This window comes from Sphingomonas sp. PAMC26645 (genome assembly GCF_004795835.1).
Taxonomy (GTDB): domain Bacteria; phylum Pseudomonadota; class Alphaproteobacteria; order Sphingomonadales; family Sphingomonadaceae; genus Sphingomonas.
In genome coordinates, this window is record NZ_CP039249.1 from 3,452,026 (window position 1) to 3,468,260 (window position 16,235).

Consider the following 16,235-nt stretch of genomic DNA (forward strand, 5'->3'; position numbering starts at 1 on the left):
GTCACGCGGCGATCCCCACATAGCCTTCGCTCTCGAGCTGCTTGGCGAGATCCTTGCCGCCCGAGCGGACGATCTTGCCGTCCGCCAGCACGTGGACGAAGTCCGGCTCCACGTAGTCGAGCAACCGCTGGTAGTGCGTGATCAGCAGCACCGCCTTGTCGGGCGCGCGCATGATGCGGTTGATGCCGTCGCCGACGACGCGCAACGCATCGATGTCGAGCCCCGAATCGGTCTCGTCGAGGATCGCGAACTTCGGGTTGACGATGCCCATCTGGACCATCTCGTTGCGCTTCTTCTCGCCGCCCGAAAAGCCGACGTTCACCGGCCGCTTGAGCATGTCGTAGTCCATGCCGAGCAGATCCGCCTGCCCGCGCGCGAGCTTCAGGAACTCGCCGCCGGACAGCGGCTTCTCGTCCCGCGTCGCGCGCTGGGCGTTGAGCGCCTCGCGAAGGAACTGGACGTTCGACACGCCGGGGATCTCGACCGGATACTGGAAGCCGAGGAACACGCCGGCCGCGGCGCGCTCATGCGCCTCCAGCTCGAGCAGGTCGACACCGTCGAACGTCACCGAGCCCGCGGTGACCTCATAGCCGGGCCGCCCGCCGAGCACATAGCCCAGCGTCGACTTGCCCGCCCCGTTCGGCCCCATGATCGCGTGCACCTCGCCCGCATTCACTTCGAGTGACAGGCCCTTGAGGATTTCCTTGCCGTCAATCTCGGCGTGGAGGTTTTCAATTTTTAGCATTATTTTATCCAGTAAAGCCGGCGAACAAGCCGTAGCAAAATATGAGTGCGATAAGCGTCGTCATAAGAACTCCGATCGCCATCATTGATGTCGAGAACCAGTAGGTAACAGGTTCGTCGGACCGACGATATTTAGCCCATTTTACGGTAGCAACCTGATCGCGCGCAGATACGTAGAACCGCCACCACATGAACGCCGCGCAACCTGCAAACAGCGCTATGTAGAGCGACGCTTCAATCACCCCACCGACCCCTCAAGGCTGATACCCAGCAGCTTCTGCGCTTCCACCGCGAACTCCATCGGCAACTGCTGCAGCACTTCCCGCGCAAAGCCATTCACGATCAGCGCCACCGCCGCCTCCTGGTCCAGCCCGCGCGACATCGCGTAGAACAGCTGGTCCTCGGAGATCTTCGACGTCGTCGCTTCGTGCTCGATCTGCGCGGACGGGTTGCGGACCTCGATATACGGCACGGTATGCGCGCCGCACTGGTCGCCGAGCAGCAGGCTGTCGCACTGGGTGAAGTTCCGCACGCCCTCCGCGGTCGGCGCGACACGCACCAATCCGCGATAGGTGTTGTCCGAACGCCCGGCCGAGATCCCCTTAGACACGATCGTGGATCGCGTATTCTTGCCGAGGTGGATCATCTTCGTGCCGGTATCGGCCTGCTGGCGATTGTTCGTCACCGCGACCGAATAGAACTCGCCGACCGAGCCATCGCCAAGCAGCACGCACGACGGATACTTCCACGTGATCGCGCTGCCGGTCTCGACCTGGGTCCAGCTGACCTTCGAGTTCTTGCCCTGGCACAACGCACGTTTGGTGACGAAATTATAGATCCCGCCGACGCCGTTCTCGTCGCCCGGATACCAGTTCTGCACGGTCGAATATTTGATCTCGGCATCGTCGAGCACGACCAGTTCGACCACCGCCGCATGCAGCTGGTTCTCGTCGCGCATCGGCGCGGTGCAGCCTTCGAGATACGAGACGTATGAGCCCTTGTCGGCGACGATCAGCGTGCGCTCGAACTGCCCGGTATTCTCCGCGTTGATCCGGAAATACGTCGAGAGCTCCATCGGGCAGCGCACACCCTCCGGGATGTAGACGAACGTCCCGTCGGAGAAGACCGCCGAGTTCAGCGTCGCGAAGTAGTTGTCGCGCTGCGGCACGACCTTGCCGAGCCACTTCCGGACGAGCTCCGGATATTCCTTGATCGCCTCGGAGATCGAGCGGAAGATCACGCCCGCAGCCTCAAGCTCCTTGCGGAACGTGGTCGCGACCGAGACGCTGTCGAACACCGCATCCACCGCGACGCGACGCTTGGGCGTGCCGTCCTCGTTCAGTGGATCCTCGACAACGCCCGCCAGCATCTTCTGCTCGCCGATCGGAATGCCGAGCTTCTCGTAGACGCGCAGAATCTCGGGATCGACCTCGTCGAGCGACCCGAGCTTCGGCTTCGCCTTGGGCTCCGCGTAATAATACGCGTCCTGGTAATCGATAGGGGGGACGTTGAGCTTCGACCAGTCGGGCGCCTCCATCGTCTGCCACAGTGCGAAGGCCTTCAGCCGCCAGTCGAGCATCCACTGCGGCTCGCCCTTCTTGGCGGAAATGAAGCGCACCGTGTCTTCCGACAGACCTTTGGGCGCGAATTCCTGTTCGATGTCCGAGGAGAAGCCCCACTCGTACGTCTTGTTCGCGGCGGCGTATGCCTCTGCGTTCCGGGTAGCCATCATTCCATCTCCGCCGCGGCGCGGCTCTCGTAAATCTTCGCGCCTTTGCGCCTTTGCGTGAACAGAATCTTCTCACGCAAAGGCGCAAAGGCGCGAAGGAAGGGATAGGGCGCTGCGCGCAAGGTCATGCGGGCACCTGCAAAACCGGGGTTTGCGAAAGGCTGGCGAGCGACACGCCGGCGAGCGCACCACGGACCGCGCCGTTGACGGCGTTCCAGTGCGGCTTCACCTTGCACGTCTGCTCGACGCAGCAATCCTGCGACGCGCCATCGACGCAAGACGTCAGCGCGATCGGACCTTCGACCGCCTCGATGATGTCGGCCAGCGAGATCATCGCGGGCGGGCGCGACAGGCGAAACCCGCCGCCGGTGCCGCGCGTGCTCTCGATCAGCCCCGCGGCGGAAAGCCGGCTTACCAGCTTCTGAGCGGTCGGCAGCGGCACGCCGGTCTCCTCCGCGAGCAGCGTCGCGTTCAGCCGCGCGATCCCGCCGCAATGACGCGCCGCGGCGCTCATCATCACGACCGCATAATCGGCAAGGCTGGAAAGACGCATAGTGGCTTCGAAAGTCCAATCGGACCGATATGATCCGATTGGTCAAATGGGCTTTGTGCAGTGCATCGTCAACCCGGCGAGGGGTGCTAACGACTCGCAACTGGATGCGAGTTTTGTGTGTCGTGCAGGCCCCGAAAGCTTGACTTCCCCCCTCCCTAGAAGGGAGGGGTCGGGAGTGGGGCGGCTGCTGACGTCAGGGAGCACCAGCCAACGGACCAACCCACCCCCAGCCCCTCCCTTCCAGGTAGGGGAGCAAGAATGACCCTTCCCGACAGGTGGCCCAACATCGGTGGGAGGAGCAAGGACGACGCGCATGGCCTTCTACCACCCGATCCTCTTCCGTCTCGACGCCGAGCGCGCGCATACCCTCACCATCGCTGCGCTTGCCGCATGGGGGAAGGCCGGCACGCCGCTCGCCCCCAGCGTACCGCGGCTCGCGACGACCGTAGCGGGGATCGCCTTTCCCAACCCGGTCGGCCTCGCGGCAGGCGTCGACAAGGATGGCCGCGCGATCGACGGGTTCTTCGGCCTTGGCTTCGGCAGCGTCGAGATCGGCACGCTCACGCCGCTCGCGCAGCCCGGCAATCCCAAACCCCGCATCTTCCGCCTCCCCGAAGACCGTGCGGTGATCAACCGTTTGGGATTCAACAATGGCGGCCTCGATGGCGCGCTTCCCCGGGCACAGAGCGCAAAGCGGAACGGCGTTCTCGGAATCAACGTCGGCGCGAACAAGGACGCGACTGACCGCACCGCTGACTACGTCCACGGCGTAACCCGAGCCGCGCCCCACGCCGATTACATCACCATCAACATCAGCTCCCCCAACACCCCCGGCCTGCGCGACCTCCAGCACGGTGCGGCCCTGCGCGATCTCCTCGCCGCCTGCACCGCCGCCAAGGGCAGCACGCCGATCTTCCTCAAGGTCGCCCCCGACCTCGAACCCGCCGATATCGACGACATCGCCCGCGCGGCGCTCGACAACCGGATCGACGCGCTGATCGTCAACAACACGACGATCTCGCGGCCCGGCCTGCGCTCGACCAACGCCAAGGAAACCGGCGGCCTCTCCGGCGCGCCGCTAGCGTCGCTAGCCCGCCAACGCCTGTCGGATTTCCGCAAGGCCACCGGCGCGGCGATCCCGCTGATCTCGGTCGGCGGCATAGACAGCGGCGCCGAAGCCTATGCCCGCCTCCGCGCCGGCGCGAGCCTCGTCCAGCTCTACACTGCGCTGGTCTACGAAGGCCCCGGCCTCCCCGCCCGCATCCTCCGCGAACTCGACGCGCTGCTGACTCGCGACGGATTTGCGACAGTCAGCGATGCGGTGGGCGTGGACGCCTAACGATCCTCCCCCGCAAGGGGGAGGTGGCTGGCTCTTGCCAGACGGAGGGGGAGGTAAGGGATAACCTCTGTTCCGTGTCCTCCCCCTCCGTCGCCTTCGGCGCCACCTCCCCCTAACGGGGGAGGATCGCAAGATTGCGAGACGGGTTGCCTCATATCCGAACCACGCTAGGCTCGCGCTCGATGAAGACCTCACTCCTAGCGCTCGCCCTCCTCGTCCCCGCAGCCACCGTAGAGGCACGCCAACCCGCCCCAACCAAAGACCAGGGCATGGTCAGTGCAGCCGATCCCCGCGCCGCCGCCGCCGGCGTCGAGATCCTACGCGCCGGCGGCAGCGCCACCGACGCAGCCATCGCCACCATGCTCGCCCTCAACGTCGTCGAGCCGCAAAGCTCGGGCATCGGCGGCGGCAGCTTCTGGATCTCCCACGCGGCCGGCGGCGCGCTCAGCACAATCGACGCGCGCGAAGAGGCCCCCGCCGCCGCCGATGCGCGCTGGTTCTACGCCCCCGACGGCACGCCGCTCAGCCACAGCGACGCAGTCCCCGGCGGCCGCAGCGTCGGTATCCCCGGCGCGCTCCGTGGCATGGCGCTCGCGCACCGCGCCTCGGGCAAGCTCCCCTGGGCGCAACTGTTCGCCCCCGCGATCCGCCTCGCGACCAACGGCTTCCAGGCCTCCCCCCGCCTCGTCAACGGGATGACGGCCTATGGCGACCACATCACGCCCGAGACGCGCAAGCTCTTCTCCGCCCCCGACGGCTCGCCGGTCGCGATCGGCGCGGTCATCAAGAACCCGCAGCAGGCCGCGCTCCTCCAGCGCATCGCCACCCAAGGCCCCGACAGCTTCTACGTCGGCCCCGAGGCGCAGAAGATCGTCACCGCGGTCAACACTGCCGCGCGCAATCCGTCGAAAATGACGCTCGGCGACCTCGCCAGCTACGACGCCAAGTCGCGCCCGCCGGTCTGCATTAAATACCGCGTCTACCGCGTCTGCGGGATGGGCCCGCCCTCGTCCGGCGGCATCACCGTGCTGATGATCCTGAAGCAGCTCGAACGCTTCGACATGGGCAAGCTCGGCAAGGACAGCGCGCAAGCCTGGCACCTGTTCGCCGAATCCTCGCGTCTCGCCTATGCCGACCGCGACCTGTACGTCGGCGATCCGGACTTCGTCCGCGTACCGGTGCAGGGCATGCTCGACACCAAGTATCTCGCATCGCGCTCGTCACTGATCTCCCCTACGAAGACGATGGCGAACGTCACCGCCGGCTCGCCTCCCGGCGCCCCCGCACGCACCCGAGCGCCGGTCAGCGAAGTCCCCGGCACCACCGACATCGCGACGGTCGACGCGCGCGGCAACGTCGTCGAGGTGACCACCACCGTCGAGGGCTATTTCGGCTCCGGCATCACCGTCGACGGTACGGTCCTCAACAACCAGCTCACCGACTTTGACATCGTCCCCGTCAAGGACGGCGCCCTCGTCGCCAACCGCGTCGAGGGTGGCAAGCGACCGCGCAGCTCGATGAGCCCGACGATCGTTTACGGCCCCGACGGGAAGGTCCGCCTCGCGGTTGGCGCAGCAGGCGGCTCGACGATCATCGCGCAGGTGGCGAAGGCGATCATCGGCGTGGTCGACTGGAAACTGTCCGCGCAGGACTCGATCGCACTCGGGCTGCTCTATGCACCGGGGCATGTCGCAGCCGCCGAAAAGGGCACCGAGCGCGAGGCGATGGTCCCCGCGTTGCAGGCGCTAGGCGAGACCGTCCAGGTCGCAGCGCTAGGCCTGAAGGCAAACGCGATCGAACGCGTAGGCGGCAAATGGGTTGGCGCGGCGGATCCGCGGAGCGAAGGCGTCGCGATGAGCCAGGACGGCACCGTCACCCAGATCCAACGCGTCGGAAAACTCCAGCGCGCGCCTGAATAAGCCGCGTTCTGCCCCCTTGTTCTCCTGCGAAGGCGGGAGCCCAGTCTGGGTCCCCGCCTTCGCGGGGAAACAAGGTTGGAGCGTGACACGCCAAAGGGCTATACCACCCCAAAGATCGAGCACCCCCGCCAAGGCAAGCTCGCAGCGCAGTTCAGGAGAGACAATGGCCCGCCAGCTCGAACGCTTCCCGAACCTCGTCACGATGTTCTTCACGCGCGCCGCCGAGAAAGGCGACGCCCCGTTCCTCTGGACCAAAACGGGCGGCACGTGGGTCGCTACCAGCTGGGCCGAAGCGGCGCGCCAGGTAGCCAGCCTATCCACCGCGCTAACTGCGATAGGCCTGAAACGCGGCGACCGCGTCATGCTCGTCGCCGAGAACCGCCCCGAATGGTGCCTCAGCGACCTCGCAATCATGGCGGCGGGGTGCGTCACCGTGCCGACTTACGTCACCAACACCGAACGCGATCACCTCCACATCATCGAGAATGCCGGCGCCTGCGCGATCATCGTCTCGACCGCGAAGCTCGCGAAGACGCTCCTCCCCGCGGTCATCCGCTCGAACCAGGCGCAGACCGTGATCGGGTTCGAGGACATGAAGGTCCCTGCCGGAATCGACTTCCACAACCGGCACGCGCTGATCGCCGCGCACAAGACCGCCCCCGACACCGCCGCCGCCCGCGCCGACTTCGAACGCGAAGACCTCGCCTGCATCATCTACACGAGCGGCACCGGCGGCGCCCCGCGCGGTGTCATGCAGCACCACGGTGCGATCCTCCACAATTGCGCCGGCTGCGCGTCCGTCATCTCGGAAGATTTCGGCTGGGACGACGAGGTCTTCCTCTCGTTCCTCCCCTTGAGCCACGCGTACGAGCACACAGGCGGCCAGCATTTTCCGATCTCGCTCGGCGGCCAGATCTACTACGCGGAAGGCCTCGAAAAGCTCGCCGCGAACATCGAGGAAACGCGCCCGACGATCATGTTCGTCGTCCCCCGCCTGTTCGAAGTCCTTCGCACGCGCATCTCGAAGACGATCGAGAAACAGGGCGGCGCCTCGGCGTACCTCCTGCGCCAGGCCCTCGACATCGGCGGCAAGCGCTATGCCGGCCGCCTGCGGCTGGTCGACCGCCCCATGCAGGCCGCCGTCGCGACGCTCTTCAAGCCGAAGATTTCGAAGAAGTTCGGTGGTCGACTGAAGGCGATGATCTCTGGCGGCGCACCGCTCAATCCCGAGGTGGGCCTGTTCTTCGAGGCACTCGGGCTCACCTTCCTGCAGGGCTATGGCCAGACCGAGGCCGCGCCGGTCATCTCGTGCAACCGCCCAAAGGCCGGCGTCCGGATGGATTCGGTCGGCCCTGCGCTCAAGGATACCGAGGTGCGGATCGCCGAGGACGGCGAGATCCTGGTGCGCGGCGAACTCGTCATGCACGGCTATTGGCGCAACGATGCCGAGACCGCGAAGGTGCTGAAGGACGGCTGGCTCCACACCGGCGACATCGGCGAGATCGATGATCGCGGCCGGATCCGCATCACCGACCGCAAGAAGGACCTGATCATCAACGACAAGGGCGAGAACGTCGCCCCGCAAAAAGTCGAGGGGATGCTCACGCTCCAGCCCGAGATCGCGCAGGCGATGATCGCCGGCGACAAGCGCCCGTACATGGTGGCGCTGATCGTGCCCGATCCGGAGTGGACGCAGGAATGGTGCGCGAAGAACGGCGACGCGTGCAGCTTCACGCGGCTGGCCGAGAACAGCGAGTTCCGGACAGCGATCGGGCATGCGGTCGAGCGGGTGAACAAGGACCTGACCGTAACGGAGCGCGTACGCAGGTTCGTCCTAGCGGACGGCCCGTTCACGATCGAAAACGAGCAGCTGACACCCAGCCTAAAGATCCGCCGCCACGTCCTGAAACAGGCCTATGGCGAGAGGCTGGACGCGCTCTACAAATAACCCTCTCCCTTCAGGGGAGAGGGAGGGGCCCGGGCATTCTTGCGGGTGGGGGGGTGAGGGGCGTGAGGCTCGGACCGCTCGACCCAACGCCCCTCACCATCCCGTCGCCAAACGGCTCCTCCCTCCCTCTCCCTGACGGGGAGAGGGACTAGAGGATCGCGGCTTCGGCTGGCTATTAACAACCGTAGCATAAGCCGCGAGACGCTTCCCCTCTCCCCTCCGGGGAGAGGGAGGGGCCCGCACGCCTTTGCGTGTGGGAGGGTGAGGGGAATGAGGCTCGGAACGCTCGCCCCGACGCCCCTCGCCCTTCCGTCGCCAAGTGGTTCCTCCCTCTCCCCGGCGGGGAGAGGGACTAGGCGATCACTTCTTCGCGGGAGTCGCAGCCGGCACGACGGCCATCGTCCAGTCCTTCTCCGGCCGCAGATACTTCGCCGCCGTCGCCTGCAACTCCACCGGCGTGGTCGCCACCAGATCGCTCGCGATCCGCTGCGTCGCCGCGATCCGCCGCGGATCGAACGTCGCGCCGCCGAGCTGCTGCAACCAGAACTGGTTCCCGGTCGACGCGCGCAGGATATACTGCCCCATCGGCTTCTTGATCCGGTCCAGCTCGTCCGCCGCGATCGGCGTCGACACCAGTTCCGCCGCGATCTGGCGAGCAATCTGGAAGAAGAACGACACCTTGTCCGGCGCGACCTGCCCGATCGCCACCATCCGGCCGCCGGTGTTCATGCCCACTGGCCACTGGCTCGACACGTTGGGGCTGTAGCTCGCGCCCGCCGCCTGCCGGAGCCGCTCGAACAGCCGGTCGCTGAACACCTGCGCCAGCACATCGAGACGCCGCGCCTCGACGATGTTGTCGATCCCGCCACCGGTCGGCCAAGCGATCACCGCCGCAGCTTGGTTCTCAGGTCCGGTATGCGCGCGCATCACCGGCGTCGCGTTGTGCGCGGGGAAGCCGACCGGCGCCCCCACCGTCGACACCGCCGTCCGCGGCTTCATCGCCCCGAACGACTTCGCCACCGCCGCGATCGCATCCTCGGTCTTCACATCGCCGAAGATCGAAACCTCGATCGGCCCGGTCTTCAGGATCGACTCCCAGAACGCGCGGAAGTCCTTTGCATTCAGCGCCTCGACGGTCGGCTTCGACGGCGTCCCCCAACGCGGATCGCCCGCGCGCAGCAGGCCTTCGAGGTCGCGCGACAACACGCCGTCGGGCGACGAATCATACCCAGCGAAGCCCGCCAGAGCCGCCACCCGAGCACGTGCTACAGGAGCCGGATCCCACGCCGGGAATGCGAGTTTCGCCGCCATCAACCGCAACTGATCCGAATAATCCGCCGGCGACGTGATCGCGCTCAGCGTGAACGCATCGTCGTCGATCCCGAAGTCGAGCCCGATCCGCCGACCCGCGGTCAACTGGTCAAGATCGCCTTGGTCGAGCTTGCCGATACCCCCTGCGACCAGCGCGAGATCGCCCGCCCAGGCCGGCGTCGGCCGGTTCGACGGGATCGCGGTATAGCCGCCGCCGAATCGTACGCGCACATACACGCGCCCGGTCTCGCCCGCGTTCGGGAACAGGAGCACGCGCGTGCCGTTGGCGAAGTTCACCTGCTCCATGTCGAACGCGGCGATCTTCTCGCGGCTCGCGACGACGCCCGGCTTGCCGAGCGACGGCAGCTTCGAAAAGTCGACCGCAGCCTGAGCACGCCGCTTGCCGGCCAGCCCCGATACGTCAGCCTTCAAAGCGGTCGCCAATTTGTTCGCAGCCCCCGCATCAGGCGCCTGCGTATTCACGAGCGCCCGGGTAGCAGTTCCCTCGAAGATCGCCTTGCTCGACGCGAGCAGCGTGGCGGGCGTGAACATGCCCTTCGCCTTGGCGTCCTGCAAAATCTTGTACGACGTCTCCGGCCCCGCGACCGTCTCGCGGATGTCGAGCGCACCGACCATGTCGTCCGCCTGCTTCGAGCCCGCCTCGACCTTCGCCGTCTCGACGCTGGTCCGCATGATCGTGTCGAAATCGGCATATTCGCGATCGACTTCGGCCTGGCTCGGCGCGTTGGTCTGCGCGTCGGCGATCACCGCGCGCACGTCCTTCAACGCCGATTCCCAGTCGGTGCCGATCGGCACGATGTTGACGCTGGTCAGGTTCGCCGAGCGCGACACGTCGTCGATCGATACGCCCGCCTGCAGGAAACTCCCGCCCGCGCGTGCCCGCGTCTCGAGCCGCCGACTGATCAGCCGCGTCGCCAGCACGTCGACCAGCCGCTTCTGGTTCATGATCGCGGTGTCGTCCTTATACTCCCAAGGCCGCACCACGCCGAGCGTCACCACCGCCGGAATCGCCGGCTCGACGATCGTCGCGGAGACCGGCGCCTTCGGATCGGGCTTGCCGAAATCGGGCGCTGGCACGACCGGGCCGATGCCCTTCCAGTCCGCGAAGTTCTTGACGATCAGGCGCCCGAACAACGCCGGATCCATGTCGCCCGAAATGATGACGACAGTGTTCTCCGGCCGATACCAGCGATCGTGGAACGCCTTGACCGTGGCGCCAGTGGCGGCCTCCAGCGTCTTGATATTGCCGATTGGCGAACGATCCGCGAGCGGCTGTCCGGCGAAGAACGTCGCGCGGATCGCATCGCCGAACCGCACCTGCGGCCCCGGCTGTTCGCGCTGTTCCGCCAGCACGACCGGACGCTCGGCGGTGACCGACGCGTCGGTGATGACCGGCTTTTCCATCATCCCCGACATGATCTTCAGGCTCTCGTCGAGGCCAGCCTCGGTCGCCGACGGAAGATCGAGCTTGAACGTGGTCGAGGTCGGCGTCGTCTGCGCGTTGGTATCCGAGCCGAAAGTCGCCCCGAACCGCTGCCAGACGCGCTTCGCCTCGCCGTCCGGCACGTATTCCGAGCCGCGGAACGACAGATGCTCGATGAAATGCGCGAAGCCACGTTCGCTGTCGGTCTCGTTCAGTGACCCCGCATCGATCCGCACGCGCACCGACACCTGGCCCGGTGGCACGCCGTTCTTGCGCACCGCAAAGCGCATGCCATTGGGCAACGTGCCGAACTTCCACTCCGGATCCCGCGTGAGATCGCTGCCCTTGTAGAGCCACGCGGTCGTATCGATCCCCGACAGCTCGGGAAGCGTCGGCGCTTCCTTCGTGGGGGTGGATACGGCCTGCTGCGTCGCCATCTGGCCGCTCGCCGGAATGGCGAGGCCGAGGATGACGGGGATGAGGACGGGAGCGCGGTACAAGCGCGAAAAGGACACCATGGTTCACCTGTAGCGGTCGCGGGCGTCGCTCGCCAGTGCCCTGCCTCCGCACCGGGCGCGCGGTGCCATCATTTCGTCCAACACTGCCGGTATATCGTGTGCGAACAAGGGGATCGGCGCCACCGCGCGCCTGGATGCAGGGTAGAGATGACGGTCGAAGCCGAACTGGGGCACGAACTGGGGCAGTGTTCATTGTGGCGGGATTCGGGCGAACCGGCAGTACGCCGCAGCGCCCGCGTGCCCGATCTCAACGTCATATCCGGCGCGCCCAAACCCGGTGCGCCGATGGTCGCCGAGGCCAACCGCCCGCTGATCATCCGCGTCGGCAAGCATTTGCGCGGCGTGTTCGACCGCATGATCGCGTCGTCCTCGCTGGTCGCCAACGATCCGGTGCTTGACGTCCGCGACTTCGCCTGGACCGCAGGCCTGCGCGACAACTGGACCGCGATCCGCGACGAAGCCGTCCGCGTCGCGCTGCAAGGCGAAGCATCGCCCAGCCTCGCGACGATCTCGCCCGATCACCGCTCGATCGCCGAGGTCGACAAATGGCGCTCGTTCTTCCTCTATGGCTACGGCTACCCGATCGAGGAAAGCCTCGCGCGCTGCCCGCATACGGCAGCAGCCGTCGCGCGCATTCCCGGCCTCAACAGCGCGTTCTTCTCGATCCTCGCGCCGGGCACGCACATCCCCGAGCATCGCGGCGTGACCAAGGGCCTCATCACCTGCCACCTCGGCCTGATCGTCCCTCGCGACGGCGACGTCCGCATGCGCGTCCACGACCGCGTGGTACGTTGGGCGGAAGGCGAGACGCTCGTGTTCGACGACACCTATCAGCACGAGGTCTGGAACGACACGACCGGCACCCGCGTCGTGTTGCTGATCCAGTTCGAACGCCCCCTGCGCAACCCCGGCAAGTGGATCGCCGACCTGTTCCTCGGCGTCGTCCGCCGCTCCGCCTTCGTCCAGGACGCGGTCCGCAACATCGGCAACTGGAACGCCGCGGTGAAGGCAATGGACGTCTGAGTGATCCCGCGTGAGCGGTTGCACCGATCCGGACCGATCTCCGGACGTCGTCGTGGTCGTCTACTGATACGCTCAGGCCAGCAGTGGGAGAGGGCGTCGTGGACAGTGATCGTGCGAGACCGAGATTCATCCTGACGATCGATGGCGGCGGGACGCGCGGACTGATCCCCGCGCTGATCCTCGCCGAGCTGGAGCGCCGGATCGGCCGGCCACTGCACGATTGTTTCGATCTGATCGCCGGCACGTCGACCGGTGGAATCATCGCCGCCGGCCTCACCGCACCCAGCGAAGCGGATCCGAAACGGGCCGCCTGCACGGCGGGCGACCTCGTCGATATCTACCGCAACGAGAGCAAGCGGATCTTCCCGCACGTCTTCGGCATACCCCTTCGCGTACCGGGCTGGCCCTATAGCGCCCGGCCGCTCGAACGGATCCTCGCGGCGCGGGTCGGCACACGCGTGACGACGCGCGATGCGCTGACGAATATCGTCATTCCGGCGTATGACCTACTGGCGCGCAAGGCGGTGTTCATGGCCGGCGGCCCCGACTATAACCGCAAGCCCGGCATCCCCGAGCGGGTTTTCCCGCTGCACATCGCCGCGCGCGCGACATCGGCCGCTCCGACGTTCTTCAAGCCGGCCGCGATCGACGATCCCACCAAATTGGAGCCGGATCTGCTGATGGTCGATGGCGGCGTGTTCGCCAATGATCCGACGATCGCCGCGATCATCGAGGGGCGCAAGCTCGGCTGGCATCTCGGCGACATCGAGATCCTGTCGCTGGGTACGGGCCGGTCCGATCGCCCCTATCCCTCCGCGCGGAACTGGTCGTTCCTGGGCTGGGTGAACCCGTTCCGGGGCGTGCCGATCTTCTCGATCCTGATGCAGGCCGGCTCCAGCACGATCTCCTATCAGGCCCGGCGGCTGGACATCGCCGCATATGACCGCGCCGATTTCGCGTTGCCCTCTGGTGATGGCGGACTGGACAATTCCAGTGCCGCGTATCTCGCCGCTCTCACCACGCTGGCCGAGGACTGGATCGTCGCCAACGATGCAATGCTCACCCGCTGGGCCGACAAGTTACGGACCAAGCAGTCAGGTCCACCGCTGCCGCTCGCGGCGTAAGCCCCCGACTCAATTTACACGTGTCGCGTTGCCGGACAGCCAGCGCGCGGTACCGGCGCGAACGAGTTAGCCGGAATGCCCTCACCCCCCGAAAGAAACCGTTTCCCGTTCCGCGCTTGATCCCCCGCCCCCTTCGGGCCACATGCCCCTCATGCTCATCGAAACGGAATCCACTCCCAACCCGTCGACGCTGAAGTTCCTGCCGGGACGCACCGTCATGGAAGCTGGCACGCGCGACTTCGCCACCCCCGAGGAAGCCGAGGTGAGTTCGCTCGCCGATGCGATCTTTGGTCTCGGCGACGTCACCGGCGTGTTCTTCGGCCGCGATTTCGTCTCGGTCACCGCCGCGCCCGGCACCGCCTGGTCGGACCTGAAGCCCGATGTGCTCGCGATCCTGCTCGATCATTTCTCCGCCGCGATGCCGCTGTTCAAGCCCGCGCGGGCCGGCTTCTCGGTGCCGTCGGACGAGCCGGCGCTATCTGACGACCCCGCAGACGCCGACATCGTCGCGCAGATCCGCGAACTGATCGACACGCGCGTGCGGCCTGCGGTAGCGAACGACGGCGGCGACATCGTCTATCGCGGCTTCGACAAGGGCAAGGTGTTCCTCCAGCTCCAGGGCGCCTGCGCCGGCTGCCCGTCTTCGAGCGCGACGCTGAAGAACGGCATCGAGCAGCTGTTGAAATACTACGTTCCCGAAGTCACCGAAGTGAGAGCTGTCTGATGCGTCAGAAACTCGACGATACCGTTCTCGACACCGTCTTCCGCGATGCCCGCAGCTATAATGGCTATACCGATCAGCCCGTCGCAGAGTCTGAACTGCACGCGATCTGGGACCTGATGAAGTGGGGCCCGACGTCCGCGAACCAGCTCCCCGCGCGCCTGATCTGGGTGACCAGCGACGAGGCCAAGCAGAAGCTCGCCGATGCATGCAGCGCGCAGAACCAGCCGAAGATCCTCAACGCTCCCGTATCGGTGATCATTGGCATGGACACGAATTTCCACGAACGCCTCCCCGAGCTGTTCCCGCACGCCGATGCGAAGTCGTGGTTCGACGGCAACGCCGAACTGCGCGAGGCATCTGCCTTCCGCAACTCGACGTTGCAGGGTGCGTATTTCATCATCGCCGCGCGGATGCTCGGGCTCGATACCGGACCGATGTCGGGCTTCGACGCGGGCAAGGTCGATGCGGCGTTCTTCCACGATACGCCGGCGGTACGGACGAACTTCATCTCGACGCTCGGCCACGGCGATCCCGCGACGATCTACGCCCGCTCGCCCCGCCCCGATTTCGCGAAGTTCAACAGCATCGCTTGAGGCGGGACCTGCTCCCTCTCCCCTGCGGGGAGAGGGTCGGGGTGAGGGGCAGTTGGGAAGGGTAGCGCTCGCGGCGCCCCTCACCCCGCCCTCTCCCCTGAGGGGAGAGGGTAAGAAGTAATGCGCACCTTAGTCATCGAAACATCCACCACCGCCTGCTCGGTCGCGCTCATCGAAGAGGGCGCGATCATCGCCCACTCGCACGACGTCGTCGGCCGCGGCCATGCCGAGCGCCTCATCCCGATGATCGCCGAGCTGCCCGAAGGTGGCCGAGCCGACCGCATCATCGTCGATTGCGGCCCCGGCAGCTTCACGGGCGTCCGCGTAGGCATCGCCGCCGCGCGCGGCCTCGCGTTAGGCTGGGGCGCGGAAATCGCCGGCTTCTCCTCGCTCCCGCTGATCGCCGCCGCCGGTTTCGCCGCGCGACCAACCCACGATATTGCGGTGATCATGGAAGGCGGGCATGGCGAGGTCTTCATGCAAGCGTTCTCCGCCGATCTGTCGCCGCGATCCGACATGGTATCGCTGAAGCCCGACGCCGCGCTCGCCGCGCTGGCAGGACGGCGCGCAGTCGGCAACGGCATCCGCTGGCTCGCCGCACTCGACGACAGGTTGGACCTCACCGAAGCACTCCCCGACTCAGCCTCCGCGATCCTGCTGCCCGCAGAACTGACCGCGCTTGCGCCAAGCCCGATCTACGGTCGCGCCCCCGACGCCAAGCCGTCGGTCCCGAGATAATGGCCACCCGCCAGGCCACCACGCGCACCGTCACGCTCCGCACCGGAGACGCGCGCGATCTTGCGATCGTCGACGCGCTGATGACCGACGCGTTCGACCCGCGCTACGGCGAGGCGTGGACGCGCAGCCAGTGCCTCGGCGTGCTCGCACTGACCGGCGTCCACCTCACGATCGCGTTCGTCGACGATTTCCCGGCCGGTTTCACGATGACGCGGTCGGTCACCGACGAAGCCGAACTGCTGCTGATCGCGGTAGCCCCCGATTATCGCCGCCGCGGCGTCGGCACGGCGCTTATCCGCGCCGCGATCGCAGATTGCTCGGTCGGTAGCATCGCCAAGCTCCATCTCGAGGTCCGCGCGGGCAACGACGCGGTCAAGATGTACGACGCGCACGGCTTTACCAAGGTCGGGGAACGCCGCGCCTACTACCGCGGCAAGACCGGCGTCGCGTATGACGCACATACATATTCGAAAGATATCAACAGCTAAGGCTTATTGCGAGTCACTATCCCTTTTCGCAACAGCGCGG

The 16,235-nt window shown here is 66.3% G+C and carries 14 protein-coding genes; 9 read left to right on the forward strand and 5 right to left on the reverse strand.

The genetic code is table 11. The features are described 5' to 3' along the window. Window position 1: 1 nt before the first annotated feature. The 4 genes from sufC to E5673_RS15875 all read right to left on the reverse strand — a co-directional run bounded on the left by sufC (window position 2) and on the right by E5673_RS15875 (window position 3,026). A complete protein-coding gene (sufC, locus tag E5673_RS15865) occupies window positions 2-745 on the reverse strand; it encodes a Fe-S cluster assembly ATPase SufC (RefSeq protein WP_056489234.1) in 744 nt (247 codons plus the stop codon). A gap of 237 nt (window positions 746-982) precedes the next feature. After that, the gene (gene sufB / locus E5673_RS15870; RefSeq protein WP_060523826.1) at window positions 983-2,473 is read right to left on the reverse strand and encodes a Fe-S cluster assembly protein SufB; all 1,491 of its coding nucleotides are present in this window, start codon (window positions 2,471-2,473) and stop codon (window positions 983-985) included. Beyond that, window positions 2,473-2,601: a hypothetical protein gene (locus tag E5673_RS20185; RefSeq protein ID WP_281727872.1), complete on the reverse strand. Its 129-nt coding sequence runs from the start codon at window positions 2,599-2,601 to the stop codon at window positions 2,473-2,475. Before E5673_RS20185 ends, sufB begins: the two co-directional genes overlap by 1 nt. After that, window positions 2,598-3,026 carry an SUF system Fe-S cluster assembly regulator gene (locus E5673_RS15875; RefSeq protein WP_136190752.1) on the reverse strand — a complete coding sequence of 143 codons (429 nt, stop codon included), beginning with the start codon at window positions 3,024-3,026 and terminating at the stop codon, window positions 2,598-2,600. Before E5673_RS15875 ends, E5673_RS20185 begins: the two co-directional genes overlap by 4 nt. Before the next feature lie 313 nt (window positions 3,027-3,339). On the opposite strand from E5673_RS15875, the gene E5673_RS15880 reads away from it, so the two are divergent. From E5673_RS15880 to E5673_RS15890, 3 genes are all read left to right on the forward strand, one after another. Then, on the forward strand, window positions 3,340-4,365 hold the full coding sequence (locus tag E5673_RS15880; protein ID WP_136190753.1) for a quinone-dependent dihydroorotate dehydrogenase: 1,026 nt from the start codon (window positions 3,340-3,342) through the stop codon (window positions 4,363-4,365). 182 nt (window positions 4,366-4,547) lie between these two features. Further along, window positions 4,548-6,284 (forward strand): gamma-glutamyltransferase, encoded by a 1,737-nt coding sequence (ggt, locus tag E5673_RS15885; RefSeq protein ID WP_168711653.1) that lies wholly within the window; start codon window positions 4,548-4,550, stop codon window positions 6,282-6,284. Window positions 6,285-6,447: 163 nt separating this feature from the next. Further along, the gene (locus E5673_RS15890) at window positions 6,448-8,232 is read left to right on the forward strand and encodes an AMP-dependent synthetase/ligase (protein ID WP_136190754.1); all 1,785 of its coding nucleotides are present in this window, start codon (window positions 6,448-6,450) and stop codon (window positions 8,230-8,232) included. Window positions 8,233-8,592: 360 nt separating this feature from the next. Here E5673_RS15890 and E5673_RS15895 read toward each other — a convergent pair whose 3' ends face one another. Further along, the gene (locus tag E5673_RS15895) at window positions 8,593-11,505 is read right to left on the reverse strand and encodes a M16 family metallopeptidase (RefSeq protein WP_136190755.1); all 2,913 of its coding nucleotides are present in this window, start codon (window positions 11,503-11,505) and stop codon (window positions 8,593-8,595) included. Between the two features lie 147 nt (window positions 11,506-11,652). On the opposite strand from E5673_RS15895, the gene E5673_RS15900 reads away from it, so the two are divergent. From E5673_RS15900 to E5673_RS15925, 6 genes are all read left to right on the forward strand, one after another. Next, window positions 11,653-12,528: an aspartyl/asparaginyl beta-hydroxylase domain-containing protein gene (locus tag E5673_RS15900; RefSeq protein WP_247599428.1), complete on the forward strand. Its 876-nt coding sequence runs from the start codon at window positions 11,653-11,655 to the stop codon at window positions 12,526-12,528. 98 nt (window positions 12,529-12,626) lie between these two features. Beyond that, entirely contained in the window at window positions 12,627-13,652 is a 1,026-nt protein-coding gene (locus E5673_RS15905) for a patatin-like phospholipase family protein (protein WP_168711654.1), read from the forward strand. A gap of 151 nt (window positions 13,653-13,803) precedes the next feature. After that, window positions 13,804-14,376 (forward strand): NifU family protein, encoded by a 573-nt coding sequence (locus tag E5673_RS15910; protein WP_093398839.1) that lies wholly within the window; start codon window positions 13,804-13,806, stop codon window positions 14,374-14,376. Beyond that, a complete protein-coding gene (locus E5673_RS15915; protein WP_136190757.1) occupies window positions 14,376-14,969 on the forward strand; it encodes a malonic semialdehyde reductase in 594 nt (197 codons plus the stop codon). Before E5673_RS15910 ends, E5673_RS15915 begins: the two co-directional genes overlap by 1 nt. A gap of 120 nt (window positions 14,970-15,089) precedes the next feature. Beyond that, the gene (gene tsaB / locus E5673_RS15920; protein ID WP_136190758.1) at window positions 15,090-15,707 is read left to right on the forward strand and encodes a tRNA (adenosine(37)-N6)-threonylcarbamoyltransferase complex dimerization subunit type 1 TsaB; all 618 of its coding nucleotides are present in this window, start codon (window positions 15,090-15,092) and stop codon (window positions 15,705-15,707) included. Beyond that, window positions 15,707-16,195, forward strand: a complete 489-nt coding sequence (locus E5673_RS15925; RefSeq protein ID WP_136190759.1) for a GNAT family N-acetyltransferase — start codon at window positions 15,707-15,709, stop codon at window positions 16,193-16,195. Before tsaB ends, E5673_RS15925 begins: the two co-directional genes overlap by 1 nt. Window positions 16,196-16,235: the final 40 nt, after the last annotated feature.

Coding starts and splice junctions, on each gene's coding strand:
- sufC (WP_056489234.1), bottom strand. CDS start 745: ATGCTAAAAATTGAAAACCTCCACGCCGAGATTGACGGCAAGGAAATC.
- sufB (WP_060523826.1), bottom strand. CDS start 2,473: ATGGCTACCCGGAACGCAGAGGCATACGCCGCCGCGAACAAGACGTAC.
- E5673_RS20185 (WP_281727872.1), bottom strand. CDS start 2,601: ATGACCTTGCGCGCAGCGCCCTATCCCTTCCTTCGCGCCTTTGCGCCT.
- E5673_RS15875 (WP_136190752.1), bottom strand. CDS start 3,026: ATGCGTCTTTCCAGCCTTGCCGATTATGCGGTCGTGATGATGAGCGCC.
- E5673_RS15880 (WP_136190753.1), top strand. CDS start 3,340: ATGGCCTTCTACCACCCGATCCTCTTCCGTCTCGACGCCGAGCGCGCG.
- ggt (WP_168711653.1), top strand. CDS start 4,548: ATGAAGACCTCACTCCTAGCGCTCGCCCTCCTCGTCCCCGCAGCCACC.
- E5673_RS15890 (WP_136190754.1), top strand. CDS start 6,448: ATGGCCCGCCAGCTCGAACGCTTCCCGAACCTCGTCACGATGTTCTTC.
- E5673_RS15895 (WP_136190755.1), bottom strand. CDS start 11,505: ATGGTGTCCTTTTCGCGCTTGTACCGCGCTCCCGTCCTCATCCCCGTC.
- E5673_RS15900 (WP_247599428.1), top strand. CDS start 11,653: ATGACGGTCGAAGCCGAACTGGGGCACGAACTGGGGCAGTGTTCATTG.
- E5673_RS15910 (WP_093398839.1), top strand. CDS start 13,804: ATGCTCATCGAAACGGAATCCACTCCCAACCCGTCGACGCTGAAGTTC.
- E5673_RS15915 (WP_136190757.1), top strand. CDS start 14,376: ATGCGTCAGAAACTCGACGATACCGTTCTCGACACCGTCTTCCGCGAT.
- tsaB (WP_136190758.1), top strand. CDS start 15,090: ATGCGCACCTTAGTCATCGAAACATCCACCACCGCCTGCTCGGTCGCG.
- E5673_RS15925 (WP_136190759.1), top strand. CDS start 15,707: ATGGCCACCCGCCAGGCCACCACGCGCACCGTCACGCTCCGCACCGGA.